The following is a 13,822-nucleotide window of genomic DNA, read 5'->3' on the forward strand; positions in this document are numbered from 1 at the left end:
GAGGTGAGGCTGGAACGCCAGGCCCCATGCAAATCTGCATGAGACCCATCGGCACCGGCTGTTTTATAAGTATCGGAGTGTCCACATGGCACGCGTTTGCGACGTAACGGGCAAAGGCCCAATGACAGGGAACAACGTTTCCCACGCCAACAACAAAACCAAGCGCCGGTTCCTGCCGAACCTGCAATACCGTCGTTTCTGGGTTGAAACAGAAAACCGTTGGGTGCGTCTGCGCGTTTCCAGCGCTGCTCTGCGCCTGATCGACAAAAACGGCATCGATGCCGTGCTCGCAGACCTGCGCGCACGCGGTCAAGCCTAAACCCAGAACATTAGGAGTCATACACCATGGCAACCAAAGGCGGACGCGAAAAAATCAAGCTGGAATCCACAGCTGGCACTGGTCACTTCTACACGACCAGCAAAAACAAGAAAACCATGCCCGAGAAAATGTCGATCATGAAGTTCGACCCCAAAGCTCGCAAGCACGTTGAATACAAGGAAATCAAGCTGAAGTGATTCGGCCTGAGCCTTGCAACAAAAAACCCGCCTATGGCGGGTTTTTTGTTGCCTGATGCAGCCTTCGGGGCACCATGTCAATGCCACTGGACCCCGATTCAAGCCAAGGGTGACAGATCCGCCCCAGCAAAAAAGGACCCGAAGGTCCTTTGTCGTGGTGTTTTCAACGCCTCAAGCTGTTTGACGCACCGCACGCAGCTTCACCGAGAAATCGCGCAAAGCGGCGATGCCGCTTTCTTCGGCGCGGCGGCACCAAGCCTGCAAATCAGCGGCCAGTTGCTCGCGTGAATGCGAGGTATTGAGCCAAATCTGGCTGAGCTCTTCACGCATCTGAACCATCTTGTCGAGCACGGGACTGGCGGCGCGGGCCTGCTTGAGCTGGGCTTGCGCAGCGACAGGCACTTTGGCGGCATCGCGATGCAACCAGCGCTTGGCCGCTTGGAGCACATTGGCGTCGAGCTTCAATTTTTCGGCCTCTTGCTGCATCACCGTGCGCACATTGCGCGCATAACCCGCCATCACCTCGTAACGGTTGGCGATCAAGGCTTCCAGCGTCTTTTCGTCCGCCACGGGGCGAATGTCACCATACGCCAGGCGTGGCGGTGTCTTTTTGACGGTGGCCATGCCCAATGTTTCCAGAACACGGATGTACAACCAACCGATGTCAAACTCGTAAGGCTTGACCGACAACTTGGCCGATGTCGGGTAAGTGTGGTGGTTGTTGTGCAACTCTTCGCCACCAATCAAGATGCCCCAAGGCGAAATGTTGGTGCTGGCGTCGTGCGCCTCGAAATTGCGGTAACCCCAGTAATGCGCAGCGCCATTGATGATGCCGGCCGCCGTGATCGGGATCCAGGCCATTTGCACTGCCCAGATGGTCAAACCGATGAAGCCAAACAAGACCACATCGATGATCAGCATCAAAGCCACGCCCTGCCACGAGAAGCGGGTGTACAGGTTGCGCTCGATCCAGTCATCGGGGGTGCCGTGACCGTAGCGTTTCATGGTGTCCAGGTTCTTGGATTCCTTGCGGTACAGCTCCGCACCAGTGAACAGCACGGTCTTGATGCCGTACACATGGGGGCTGTGCGGGTCTTCAGCCTGCTCGCACTTGGCGTGGTGCTTGCGGTGGATCGCGGCCCACTCCTTGGTCACCTGGCCTGTGGTCAGCCACAGCCAAAAACGGAAGAAATGCGAAGGAATGGCATGAAGGTCAAGTGCACGGTGCGCCTGGTGGCGGTGCAGAAAAATCGTCACGCTGGCGATGGTGATGTGGGTCAGACCCAAAGTCACCAGGACGATTTGCCACCATGTGAAGTCAAACAAACCGTGACCCATCCACTGGATCAAAGCATCTAAAAAAGCCGAATCAGGCAACAACATGCAGGTATCTTTCTACGAACGCCTGTTTTCAGGCAATCTTTCGATTTTAAGTTTTTCAGGCCAAAAAGAACAGGTCTTTCGCACCTGACCACGCATCAAAGAACTCCAAATGATTACTTTCGAGTCCAGACGGCAGCAAAGAAACCATCCGTGCCATGGCGGTGTGGCCACAAGCGCAGGAAATCACCACCTGAACGCGTGCCGTCATCGGCCACGGTCATGGCCGGGGCACACAAACCCTCAGCGCCCGGCACCTTCAGGCGCTCCAGCTCTTGTGCGGCATTGAGCAGCACGAAATCCGGATTGGCCGCGCTGAAGGCTTGCGCAATCAGCTCGTTTTCTTCAGGCAAAACGCTGCAGGTGGCATACACCAAGCGACCGCCCGACTTGACCATGCGCGAGGCACTTTGCAAGATGGCCAACTGCTTTTCGGTCAGCTCCTGCACAGCTTGGGGCTTTTGACGCCACTTCAAGTCCGGGTTACGGCGCAAGGTGCCCAAGCCTGAGCATGGGGCGTCGACCAGCACGCGGTCGATCTTGCCCGCCAAACGCTTGACGCGCTCATCACGCTCGTGGGCAATCGCCGCAGGGTGGACATTGGACAAGCCGCTGCGCGCCATGCGCGGCTTGAGGGCATCCAGGCGGTGACCCGACACATCAAAGGCATACAAGCGGCCGGTGCTGCGCATGGCCGCGCCCAGCGCCAGCGTTTTGCCGCCCGCACCCGCACAAAAGTCCACCACCATCTCGCCGCGGTGGGCGTCCACCAACAAGGCCAGCAGCTGCGAGCCTTCGTCCTGCACCTCGATCGCACCACGTGTGAAGGCGTCGGTCTTTTGCAGCGCTGGCTTGCCTTGCAGACGCAGACCCCAAGGCGAATAAGGCGTGGGCTCCGAAGCAATGCCTGCTTGTGCCAGTTCTTTCTGGATATCGCTGCGCTTGGCCTGGAAGGTGTTCACGCGCAAGTCCAATGTGCCGGGCTGCTGCAAGTTCTCAGCCAAGACCCAGAAGTCATCGCCCAGCTGATCTTGCAGCGCTTTGGCCATCCACTCGGGCAAGTTGTGGCGGTGCGGGGCCATCAGGGCATCGGCGGGAATGGCGTCACAGGTGGCCAGCCATTGCTTTTCGGTGTCGTTCAAGGCTGCGGCCAAAAAGTCGCGGGGGCCAAAAAACCCCAAAATCGCCAACTTGCGCTCTTTGGGGCCGGAGCCCGAACGGGCCAACTGCTCGAACAACAGTTTTTTGCGCAGCACCGCAAAAGCGGTTTCGGCCAGAGTTGCACGCTCTCGCGGGCCCAGCGAGCGATGTTCACGGAAATAGCGCGACACGACAGCGTCGGCGGGATGTTCAAATTGGAGAACCAGCCTGACCAGATCGGCACAGGCGTCTAAAAGGGCTTTTGGATGCATGGGGCGTATTGTCCCATCCTTGCCCCTTTGGAATGCACCACCCCAGGAAACACATGTCCGAAGAAACCTTGCCTCCCCTGATCGAAACCCCCAAGGGCCTGTACAAGCACTACAAAGGCGGCATGTACCGCGTGCTGGGCACCGTGCGGCACAGCGAAGACCTGCAGCCCATGACGCTTTACCAGGCACTTTATGGCGAACAAGGCCTGTGGGTACGGCCAGCGGCCATGTTTGGCGATGTGGCCGAGTTCAACGGCAAGGTGCAGCCGCGCTTTGAGCGCGTGGGCGATTAAGCCAGGAATTTCGCCACAGCCCGCGGGTAAATCAGGTGCTCTTGGGTGAGCACCCGCGATGCCAGCAGCTCGGCCGTGTCCCCCGCCAGCACCGGCACCACCGCTTGGTCGAGGATTGGACCGTGGTCTAAATCAGCCGTCACTTGGTGCACCGTGGCGCCTGCAAACTTGCAGCCCGCATCGATCGCCCGTTGGTGTGTGTTCAAGCCAGGAAATGCGGGCAACAAGGACGGGTGGATGTTGAGCAAGCGCCCCGCGTAGTGCGCCACAAAACCTGGCGTCAGGATGCGCATGAAACCGGCCAGCACGACCAGGGTGGGCGAGAACAGGTCCATTTGCGCCATCAAGGCCGCATCGAATTCTTCACGGCTGGCAAATGCTTTGTGGTCCAGCACAGCGGTGGAAATGCCATGTTCTGTGGCCAGGGCCAAGCCGGCGGCATCGGCCTTGTTGCTGACCACAGCGGCCACCCGGGCATGCAGGCGATCCGCCCAACGCTCTTGCTCAGCCGCACGAACAATGGCCCCCATGTTGGAGCCAGAGCCGGAAATCAAAATGACAATGTTTTTCATGAGAGGGGGAATTATCCCAGCACACCCCCTGCAAACCCTTGTTTGTCGCTCCAAGGACATGGACGCCTGCCTGCAGCGTGATAAAAAGCACGGTCGTTTGATTTTGTTTGCACAGCGCCACAAATAACACTTACACCAACGGAGAATTTTCCTCATGGATTTGGCATTCACCCCCGATGAGCTCGCGTTCCGCGACGAGATTCGCACCTGGGTCAAGGACAACTTGCCCGCCGACATTTCACAAAAAGTGCACAGCGCCATGCGCCTGACGCGTGAAGACATGCAGCGCTGGGCCAAAATTTTGGGCAAAAAAGGCTGGCTGGGCTGGGGCTGGCCCACGCAGTTTGGCGGCCCGGGCTGGACCGCCGTGCAAAAGCATTTGTTCGAAGAAGAATGCGCCCTGGCCGGTGCCCCCCGCGTGGTGCCCTTCGGCCCGGTGATGGTGGCCCCGGTGATCATGGCGTTCGGCAATGCTGAGCAACAACAGCGCTTTTTGCCCGGCATCGCCAGCGGCGAAGTCTGGTGGAGCCAGGGCTACAGCGAACCGGGCTCTGGCTCGGACCTGGCGTCCCTCAAAACCCGCGCCGAGCGCGTGGGAGACAAATACATCGTCAACGGCCAAAAAACCTGGACCACCCTGGGCCAATACGGCGAATGGATCTTCTGCCTGGTGCGTACCAGCACCGAAGGCAAACCGCAAACCGGCATCTCGTTCTTGTTGATCGACATGAAGTCGCCCGGCATCACCGTGCGCCCCATCAAGCTGCTCGACGGCGAGTGCGAAGTCAACGAGGTCTGGTTTGACAATGTTGAAGTGCCCGCCGAGAACCTGATTGGCGAAGAAAACAAGGGCTGGAACTACGCCAAGCACCTGCTGGCGCACGAGCGCACCAACATCGCTGACGTGAACCGCGCCAAGCGCGAACTGGAGCGTTTGAAGCGCATCGCCAAAGCCGAAGGCGTGTACGACGACCTGCGCTTCCGCGACGAAATCGCCAAGCTCGAAGTCGACATCGTGGCCCTCGAAATGCTCGTGTTGCGCGTCCTGTCGGCCGAGAAATCTGGCAAGAACTCGCTCGACATCGCAGGTCTGCTCAAGATCAAGGGCAGTGAAATCCAGCAGCGCTACACCGAGCTGATGATGCAAGCGGCGGGTCCTTTTGCCCTGCCCTACATCTTCGAAGCCATGGACGCAGGCTGGCAAGGCAACTTCCCCGGCGGCACATTGGCCAACGCGCCACTGGCCGCCAACTACTTCAACATGCGCAAGACCACCATTTACGGCGGCAGCAACGAAGTACAACGCAACATCGTCGCCCAGACAGTTCTGGGTTAAGGGGACACACATGGATTTCGATTTTTCTGACGACCAGGAACAACTGCGCGACGCGGTGCGCAAATGGGTGGACAAGGGCTATGACTTTGACCGCCGCCGCGCCATCGTGGCTGCGGGTGGTTTTGACCGCGCCGCTTACGGCGAAATGGCCGAACTGGGCCTGACTGGCCTGTACGTGAGCGAAGAGCACGGCGGCATGGGCATGGGCCCGACCGAAGCCATGGTCACCATGGAAGAACTCGGGCGCGGCATCGTGCTCGAACCGCTGACCCAAACGCTGATCTGCAGCGCCACACTGCAAACCCACGCGCCTGCTGCCCTGCAAGCGGCTTGGTTGCCACGCATGGCGGCAGGTGAAGCCATCGTCGTGCTGGCACATCAAGAGCGCGCTGCACGTTACCAATTGGGCCGCTGCGCCGCCCAGGCCAGCGAATCGGGCGGCGCATGGACCGTGACGGGCACCAAGAGCGTGGTGGCTGTGGGCGACCAGGCAGACGCCTTTGTGGTGCCTGCTTCGGTGAACGGCCAGATCGCCCTGTTTTTGGTCGAGCGCAGCGCCAGCGGCGTGAGCACCCAGGCCTACATCACGCAAGACGGCTCACGCGCCGCCGAAGTGGTGCTGAACAATGCTTCCGCGCAGCTGATCACCCTGAACGGCCTGGCCGCGCTCGAAGAAGCTGTGGACATTGGCATCGCCTGCACCTGCGCCGAAGCTGTGGGCGTGATGGACAAAACCCTGGCCATCACCGTGGACTACATGAACACCCGCAAGCAGTTCGGCGTGGTGATCGCCAGCTTCCAGGCCCTGCGCCACCGCGTGGCCGACATGAAGATGCAGCTGGAGTTGGGCCGCTCGATGAGCTACTACGCCACCCTCAAGCTGCACGCTCCGACCGACGAGCGCCGCCGCGCCATGGCCCGTGCCAAGTACCAGCTGGGCGTGTCCATGCGTTTCATTGGCCAACAAGCGGTGCAGCTGCACGGCGGCATTGCCGTCACCGACGAGTACATCGTGAGCCACTACTTCAAGAAATTGACGCAGCTGGACATGACTTTTGGCGACACCCTGCACCAGTTGGGCGAAGTGTCGGCCCGCATGCAGGAGACGGCGGGCGTGTTTGCCTGATCTGGCATGACACCCACGACAAGGGCTCCGCAAGGAGCCCTTGTTCATTCTGGCGCCCGCACGCGCACAAAAGAAGCAAAACGTGGCAAGCCTGAGGGTGTGCGGTCCCGGTAGAGGTACGTCACCCAAGCCCCCACGGGCGGCGGATCGCGCCGCAGGGCATCACTCAGACCAGAGCCCAAGGCGAATCGCTGGCCTTGCGGCGTCTCCAGCAGCAACGCACCCGTCAAGCCTTCAAAACGCCCTTTACCCGCCTGGTAGCCCAGCACCCGCCCTTCTTCATCGGGTTGTGGCTTGAGCTTGAACAAGGCATCTGTTCTGCCCGATTGCCACACCGCATCGGCACGGTGCAAGACCAGGCCTTCTCCGCCTTGGCCCACCACGTCGTGCAAGCGCGCCTGCAATGCCGCCGCATGCTCCAAGGTGCTTTGCGGTACTGCCTGCAACCAAGGCAGATTGGCGGCCGCCACGGCTTGCGTGAGCACACCCACACGCTGGGCAAAAGTCTCCGTGCGCCCCATGGCGTCAAACACCAGGTATTTCAGGCTGCGCCATTCGGCATCGTCGGGCACGGTTTTGCGCACAGCCCCCGAGACACGGTCAAATTGCCCACGGCCCATCCACAGCTCGCCATCCAGCGGCAAGGGTGGCAGGGCGGCTAAAAACCAGGTGGGCGCTGCGATCAACCGGCCGCTGCGAAAACGCAAATGCTTGCCGTCCCACGCAGCGCGAACGCCATCGAACTTTTCGCTGACCAAAAATCCTTGCGGTGAACGACCGGAAGGCCAAGCCTGCGCGAGTTGAACCGATTCACCAGCGGCCAGTGCAGGCGGCGCCCACCATGCGCCCCCCAGCAAACTGCCGATGACGTGCCGCCGCGAGACGAGCGGCGTGCCCATTTTTTCATGGCTGTGCATGATGACGTCCTCCCTGATCGCACTGGGCCGTTCAGCCCGCGCTTTGTTTTTTCAGGAAGTGATGATGCGGCGCTTTGGCCGCGTCTGCAAGCGCCCGCAGCTCAAACCAGCAAGCGCGAGGTCTTGGGCACATGCGCCATCAAAAACGCCATCTGGTCACTCAGGATGCGACGGTTGCGCAAGATGAAGTCTTCCCACAAGCTGGGCACATAAGGCGCATAGAGCAAGGGCATATTGGCCTGCTCGGGCGTGCGGCTGCTTTTTCGGTGGTTGCAGGATCGGCAGGCGGTCACCACATTCATCCAGTGGTCCGGGCCTTTGTGGGCCAAAGGCACGATGTGTTCGCGGGTCAGCTCTGACTCATGAAAGTGCCCACCGCAATAGGCACACACATTGCGGTCCCGCACAAAGAGCTTGGGGTTGGTGAGGCCCGACCGCATGTCAAACGGGTTGATGCGCGGCACGCCTTGGGTGCCGATGATGCTGTTGACCGTGATGATGGATTGCTCGCCCGTGATGGCATTGTGGCCGCCGCGAAAGACCGCCACTTGTCGGCCCGCTTCCCAACGCACATCGTCGGCGGCGTAATGGGTGACCGCTTGCTCCAGCGTGATCCACGACTGGGGCAGCCCTTGGGCAGAGAGTTTCAAGACCTTCACACACGACTCCTGGCAACAGATGCAAGCACTGAAAAGGATGGGGACTGTCTCGGTCCAGACAAGCTCTGCGAAGGCAAAAGCTTGAGGGGATCGGGCTCAGTCACAATATACCCTCTCCATTTCTCAAAACCATGACAAAGGGCAAAAGCTCCAAGTCAAGCCCCAACGCAGCACCATCGCCATGAAGGTTTTCCGCGGTTTTCACCACCCCCAGCTCGCCCCCGCCTGCGCGCTGACCATCGGCAATTTCGATGGCGTGCACCGGGGCCACCAGGCCATGCTGGCACTTTTGCGCAGCGAAGCCGCTCACCGGGGCGTGCCCAGCTGCGTGATGACCTTCGAGCCCCACCCCCGCGACTACTTTGCCAAGGCCCTGAACAAGCCCGAGCTGGCCCCCGCCCGCATTGCCGCCTTGCGCGACAAGTTGCGCGAACTGGAGCGCTGCGGTGTGGACCAGGTCGTGGTGCTGCCCTTTGATGCCGAGCTGGCCAGCCAGTTGCCCGAGGACTTCATCCAGAAGGTGCTGATCCAAGGTTTGGGTGTGCGCTATGTGCTGGTGGGTGACGACTTCCGCTTTGGCGCCAAGCGGGCCGGTGACTACGCCATGCTCGATGCCTCCGGCCAGCGCCTGGGCTTTGATGTGGCCCGCATGAACAGCTACGAGGTCCACGGCCTGCGCGTGTCCAGCTCGGCCGTGCGCGAGGCCTTGGGCAGGGGCGACTTGCAAGCGGTGCAGGCCCTGCTCGGCCGACCCTACAGCATCAGCGGCCACGTTGTGCACGGGCGCAAGCTCGGGCGCGAGCTGGCCGCCACCGCCGAAGGCGCAGGCGATGGCTTTCGGACCCTGAATTTGCGTTTTTCGCACTGGAAACCCGCCGCCAGCGGCATCTTTGTGGTGCAGGTGCACGGCCTGGCCGACCAGCCCTTGCGTGGCGTCGCCAATCTGGGCATCCGCCCCTCGCTGGACCCCACCGATGTCAACGGCGGGCGCGTACTGCTGGAGACCCACGCCTTCGACTGGCCCGCCGAGCTGGGCGGCGAAGGGGGCTACGGTAAAATCATTCGCGTGGATCTGCTGCACAAACTACACGACGAGCTCAAATACGACGGTCTGGACGCCCTGACAAAAGGCATCGCCCAAGACTGCGACGATGCGCACGCCTGGTTTGCATTGCGCCACAGCGAGACACACCGCCAAACCACACGCGACCGAATTTGACGCTGACCAACGCGTCCTGTGCCGGCCACGGGCTGGCACCCTACCTTGCGGGCTGACTTTCACCGCCCACCTTTTTTGCTCCCAGCGGCCAGATGGCCGCGCCCTCGGATTCACCTCATGTCTGAACAAAACACCTCATCCAGCACAGACTACCGCACCACGCTGAATCTGCCGGACACCCCTTTCCCCATGCGCGGCGACCTGCCTAAGCGCGAGCCCGGCTGGGTGAAAGACTGGAACGAAGGCGGCCTGTACAAAAAGCTGCGCGCCGCCCGCCAGGGCGCCCCGCTGTTTGTGCTGCACGACGGCCCGCCCTATGCCAACGGCAAGCTGCATATCGGTCACGCACTGAACAAAGTGCTGAAAGACATGATCGTCAAGTCCAAACAATTGGCGGGCTTTGACGCGCAATACATCCCCGGCTGGGACTGCCACGGCCTGCCGATCGAAAACGCGATCGAAAAACTGCACGGCCGCAACCTGAGCCGTGACGACATGCAGGCCAAGAGCCGCGCCTTCGCCACCGAGCAGATCAACCAGCAGCGCGAAGACTTCAAGCGCTTGGGCGTGCTGGGCGACTGGGAGCGTCCTTACCGCACCATGGACTTTGCCAACGAGGCCGGTGAAATCCGCGCCTTCAAGCGCGTGATCGAGCGCGGCTTTGTCTACCGTGGCCTGAAACCCGTGTACTGGTGCTTTGACTGCGGCTCTTCGCTGGCCGAGTTCGAGATCGAATACGCTGACAAAAAGAGCGACACGCTGGACGTGGCCTTTGAAGCCGACGACAACGCGGCCCTTGCCGCCGCCTTTGGCCTGCCCAAGCTGCCTGGCGAGGGCAGTAAAAAGGCTTTTGCCGTCATCTGGACCACCACCGCCTGGACCATCCCGGCCAACCAGGCCCTGAACGCCCACCCTGAGCTGGAATACGCCTTGGTGGACACGCCCCGTGGCGTGCTGCTGCTGGCCGCCAGCCTGGTCGACAAATGCCTGGAGCGCTACAAGCTGCAAGGCACCGTGATCGCCACCGCTGTGGGCGAGAAGCTGCGCGGCCTGGTGTTCCGCCACCCACTGCACGACACCGCGACCGAAGGTGAAGGCGGCGAAGGGCAAGGTGGCGAATACAGCTACCGCCGCACATCGCCGCTGTACCTGGCCGACTACGTGACCGCCACCGACGGCACCGGCCTCGTGCATTCGGCCCCCGCCTATGGCGTGGACGACTTCAACTCCTGCATCGCCAACGGCCTGGCCTACGATGACATCCTGAACCCCGTGCAAGGCAATGGTGTGTATGCGCCCGAGTTGCCCTTCTTTGGAGGCCAGCACATCTGGAAAGCCTGCGCCCGCGTGATCGAGGTGTTGGGCCAAAGCGACCGCTTGATGGCCACGGTGGAAATCACCCACAGCTACCCGCATTGCTGGCGCCACAAAACCCCCGTCATCTACCGCGCCGCCGCCCAGTGGTTTGTGCGCATGGACGAGGGCGAAGGGGTCTTCACAAAAGACAAAGCCCCCAAGACCCTGCGCCAGCTGGCCTTGGACGCCATTGAGCAGACTCAGTTCTATCCGGAAAACGGTAAATCCCGCCTGCGCGACATGATCGCCAACCGCCCCGACTGGTGCATCTCGCGCCAGCGCTCATGGGGCGTGCCCGTGCCCTTCTTCTTGCACAAGGACAGCGGCGAGCTGCACCCGCGCACCATGGATATCCTCGACCAGGCCGCTGACATCGTGGAAAAAGGCGGCATCGAAGCCTGGAGCCGCGTGACGGTGCAAGACATCTTGGGTGCAGCCGATGCGCCCAGCTACACCAAAAGCACCGACATCCTGGAGGTCTGGTTCGATTCGGGTTCGACCTTCCGCCATGTGCTGCGCGGTAGCCACAAGGATGCCTATGGCGTGCCCCCCTTCCATGCCGAAGGGCCTGAGGCCGATTTGTACCTGGAAGGCCACGACCAGCACCGCGGCTGGTTCCACAGCTCGCTGCTGTTGGGCTGCGCCCTCGAAGGCCGTGCGCCCTACAAAGGCCTGTTGACCCACGGTTTTGCCACCGACGGCCAAGGCCGCAAGATGAGCAAATCGCTGGGCAACACCGTCGAGCCCCAAACCATCACCTCCAAAATGGGCGCTGAAATCGTTCGCCTGTGGGTCGCCAGCACCGACTATTCGGGCGACCTGAACATCGACGACAAAATCCTCGCCCGCGTGGTGGACGGCTACCGCCGCATCCGCAACACGCTGCGCTTTTTGATGGCCAACGTGAGCGACTTCGACCCGGCGCTGGATGCCGTGGCCGACGACCAATTGCTGGAAATCGACCGCTTTGCCTTGGCCCGTGCAGCCCAGCTGCAAGCGGACATCCGCGCCCACTTTGACGCTTATGAATTCCACCCCGTGGTCAGCAAGCTGCAGGTTTACTGCTCGGAAGACCTGGGCGCGTTCTACCTGGACGTGCTGAAAGACCGCCTGTACACCACCGCGCCCAAGAGCCTGGCGCGCCGCAGCGCACAAACGGCGCTGTACCGCATCACCCACGGCATGCTGCGCTGGATGGCGCCATTCCTGTCGTTCACCGCCGAGGAAGCCTGGAGCACCTTTGGCAGCTCTGAATCCATCTTCATGGAAACCTTCAGCGACTTCGGCGCAGCCGATGATCAGCTGCTGGCCAAATGGAGCCGCATCCGCGAGATCCGCGATCTGGTCAACAAAGACATCGAAGTGGTCCGCACCGCTGGCCAGGTTGGCGCCTCCTTGCAAGCCGAAATCACCGTGACCGCTCCTGCGGCTGACCACGCCTTGCTGGCCAGTCTGGGCGAGGACATCAAGTTCGTGTTCATCACCTCCAAGGTCACGCTGCAAGCGGGCGAACAACTGGCCGTGCAAGTGGCGGCCAGCCAGGCCGTCAAGTGCGAGCGCTGCTGGCATTACGCCGATGACGTGGGTCACGACGCCGCTCACCCTACCCTGTGCGGGCGTTGCGTGAGCAACCTGCATGGCGCTGGCGAAACCCGCCTGGTGGCCTGATCCGGCCTGACCTCGAAAGACACCCCATGGCCAGCTCCAAAAAATTCGCCAAAAGCGGCTCACGCCACGGTCTGCTGCTCTGGCTGGGCATTGCGCTGCTGGTGCTGCTGATCGACCAGTTCACCAAAGTGCTGATCCTGGGCGCTTTCCAGCTGGGCGACAGCACCCCGGTCACCTCGTTCTTCAACCTGGTGCGGGTGCACAACCACGGCGCGGCGTTTTCCTTCCTGGCCTCTGCGGGAGGCTGGCAGCGCTGGTTCTTCACCGGGATTGGCGTGGTGGCCACGCTGTTCATGCTGTGGATGCTGCGCTCACACGCCGGTCAAACCCTGTTTTGCTTGGCGATCTCGCTCGTTCTGGGTGGCGCGGTCGGCAACGTGGTGGACCGCCTGTTGCACGGCTATGTGATCGACTTCCTCGACTTCTTCTGGGGCCGCTGGCACTTCCCGGCCTTCAACATCGCCGACAGCGCCATCACCTTGGGCGCAGGCCTCTTGATCCTGGACGAGATCTTGCGGGTGCGGCGCGGGCGTTGACCTGGCACAACTTGCTCGGGAAAATGCCCACATGAATCTTCCACGCCTTGATTTGACACCTTTACGCCAAGCACTTGCGTCGCTGGAGGACGGCTTGGATGTCGTACGTGATTCAGCGTGGTTCAACCTGCAAAGCGACAAAGTTCGCCACACACTGATCGCTGGCGTGATTCAGAACTTCGAGTTCGTCTATGAAATCAGTACAAAGATGCTGCGCCGTCGCCTGGAAATGGACGCACTGAACCCCAGTGAAGTGGACTTTGCGAACTTTCGTGATGTGCTGCGCATCGCTGCAGAAAAAGGCCTGATCACGGATGTGCAAGCCTGGTTCGGCTATCGGCAGATGCGCAACATCACAGCACACACCTATGACCACCAAAAAGCCCAGCAAGTCTACGAAGGCACACAAGCATTCATGATGGATGCCCGCAGTTTGCTGGCCCGGCTGGAAGACGCCATTGACTGAGCCGCGACACGGCATGAGCGAGCAACAACTGGCGCTCATCCACAACATCCTCGCCACGTGGCTGCCCGCACATGAGGTACGTCTGTTTGGATCGCGTGCACGAGGCACATCCAAGCCCTACTCTGACCTTGACCTGGTCATCATGGGCGAGACCCCCACGACACTGACCACGATGGGTCAGTTGCATGAGGCCTTTGCCAACAGCGACCTGCCTTGGCGTGTTGACCTGGTGGACTGGGCCAGTACATCACCAGATTTCAGGGCGCACATCGCCAATCACAGTGTCCAACTGCCAACGCCCAAGACCCTGTAAAGCGCAGCACCAGCACTTGCGTTAAGCTTTCGGCCCTGATTGAAAAAAACGGA

The 13,822-nt window shown here is 61.0% G+C and carries 15 protein-coding genes; 10 read left to right on the forward strand and 5 right to left on the reverse strand.

Annotated features, from left to right (window positions below; translation table 11 throughout):
• The first annotated feature begins 85 nt into the window (after window positions 1–85).
• Window positions 86–319, forward strand: coding sequence for a 50S ribosomal protein L28 (gene rpmB, locus B9Z52_RS06735; protein ID WP_026039317.1), 234 nt, complete (start codon window positions 86–88; stop codon window positions 317–319).
• A 26-nt stretch (window positions 320–345) separates the two neighbouring features.
• The gene (gene rpmG / locus B9Z52_RS06740; RefSeq protein ID WP_006298735.1) at window positions 346–516 is read left to right on the forward strand and encodes a 50S ribosomal protein L33; all 171 of its coding nucleotides are present in this window, start codon (window positions 346–348) and stop codon (window positions 514–516) included.
• Window positions 517–687: 171 nt separating this feature from the next.
• Here the strand turns inward: rpmG and B9Z52_RS06745 are convergent, their stop codons facing one another.
• Together B9Z52_RS06745 and B9Z52_RS06750 are read right to left on the reverse strand one after the other, a co-directional pair.
• Window positions 688–1,899, reverse strand: coding sequence for a fatty acid desaturase (locus tag B9Z52_RS06745; protein ID WP_108413084.1), 1,212 nt, complete (start codon window positions 1,897–1,899; stop codon window positions 688–690).
• Between the two features lie 113 nt (window positions 1,900–2,012).
• The gene (locus B9Z52_RS06750) at window positions 2,013–3,308 is read right to left on the reverse strand and encodes an RsmB/NOP family class I SAM-dependent RNA methyltransferase (RefSeq protein WP_108413085.1); all 1,296 of its coding nucleotides are present in this window, start codon (window positions 3,306–3,308) and stop codon (window positions 2,013–2,015) included.
• Between the two features lie 53 nt (window positions 3,309–3,361).
• Between B9Z52_RS06750 and B9Z52_RS06755 the strand changes: the two genes are divergently transcribed.
• Window positions 3,362–3,601 (forward strand): DUF1653 domain-containing protein, encoded by a 240-nt coding sequence (locus B9Z52_RS06755; protein ID WP_108413086.1) that lies wholly within the window; start codon window positions 3,362–3,364, stop codon window positions 3,599–3,601.
• Here B9Z52_RS06755 and purN read toward each other — a convergent pair.
• Complete coding sequence (gene purN, locus B9Z52_RS06760; protein ID WP_108413087.1) at window positions 3,598–4,173, reverse strand: phosphoribosylglycinamide formyltransferase; 576 nt, start codon at window positions 4,171–4,173, stop codon at window positions 3,598–3,600. The two genes, B9Z52_RS06755 and purN, sit on opposite strands and share 4 nt — an antisense overlap.
• A gap of 154 nt (window positions 4,174–4,327) precedes the next feature.
• Between purN and B9Z52_RS06765 the strand changes: the two genes are divergently transcribed.
• Both B9Z52_RS06765 and B9Z52_RS06770 read left to right on the forward strand, forming a co-directional pair.
• Entirely contained in the window at window positions 4,328–5,509 is a 1,182-nt protein-coding gene (locus tag B9Z52_RS06765; RefSeq protein ID WP_108413088.1) for an acyl-CoA dehydrogenase family protein, read from the forward strand.
• A 10-nt stretch (window positions 5,510–5,519) separates the two neighbouring features.
• A complete protein-coding gene (locus B9Z52_RS06770; protein ID WP_108413089.1) occupies window positions 5,520–6,635 on the forward strand; it encodes an acyl-CoA dehydrogenase family protein in 1,116 nt (371 codons plus the stop codon).
• A gap of 44 nt (window positions 6,636–6,679) precedes the next feature.
• Here the strand turns inward: B9Z52_RS06770 and B9Z52_RS06775 are convergent, their stop codons facing one another.
• On the reverse strand, window positions 6,680–7,552 hold the full coding sequence (locus tag B9Z52_RS06775) for a DNA ligase (RefSeq protein ID WP_233251853.1): 873 nt from the start codon (window positions 7,550–7,552) through the stop codon (window positions 6,680–6,682).
• Window positions 7,553–7,653: 101 nt separating this feature from the next.
• A complete protein-coding gene (locus B9Z52_RS06780; RefSeq protein ID WP_108413091.1) occupies window positions 7,654–8,211 on the reverse strand; it encodes an HNH endonuclease in 558 nt (185 codons plus the stop codon).
• A gap of 181 nt (window positions 8,212–8,392) precedes the next feature.
• Here B9Z52_RS06780 and B9Z52_RS06785 point away from each other — a divergent pair, with 181 nt between their 5' ends.
• From B9Z52_RS06785 to B9Z52_RS06805, 5 genes are all read left to right on the forward strand, one after another.
• Window positions 8,393–9,430 carry a bifunctional riboflavin kinase/FAD synthetase gene (locus B9Z52_RS06785; protein WP_108413092.1) on the forward strand — a complete coding sequence of 346 codons (1,038 nt, stop codon included), beginning with the start codon at window positions 8,393–8,395 and terminating at the stop codon, window positions 9,428–9,430.
• 117 nt (window positions 9,431–9,547) lie between these two features.
• Complete coding sequence (gene ileS / locus B9Z52_RS06790; protein ID WP_108413093.1) at window positions 9,548–12,454, forward strand: isoleucine--tRNA ligase; 2,907 nt, start codon at window positions 9,548–9,550, stop codon at window positions 12,452–12,454.
• 26 nt (window positions 12,455–12,480) lie between these two features.
• Entirely contained in the window at window positions 12,481–12,990 is a 510-nt protein-coding gene (lspA, locus tag B9Z52_RS06795) for a signal peptidase II (RefSeq protein ID WP_108413094.1), read from the forward strand.
• 31 nt (window positions 12,991–13,021) lie between these two features.
• Window positions 13,022–13,456 (forward strand): nucleotidyltransferase substrate binding protein, encoded by a 435-nt coding sequence (locus B9Z52_RS06800; protein WP_108413095.1) that lies wholly within the window; start codon window positions 13,022–13,024, stop codon window positions 13,454–13,456.
• 13 nt (window positions 13,457–13,469) lie between these two features.
• Window positions 13,470–13,769 carry a nucleotidyltransferase family protein gene (locus B9Z52_RS06805; RefSeq protein ID WP_108413096.1) on the forward strand — a complete coding sequence of 100 codons (300 nt, stop codon included), beginning with the start codon at window positions 13,470–13,472 and terminating at the stop codon, window positions 13,767–13,769.
• Window positions 13,770–13,822: the final 53 nt, after the last annotated feature.

It is taken from the genome of Limnohabitans sp. Jir72, assembly GCF_003063575.1.
In the GTDB taxonomy this organism is placed as follows: Bacteria; Pseudomonadota; Gammaproteobacteria; order Burkholderiales; family Burkholderiaceae_C; genus Limnohabitans_A.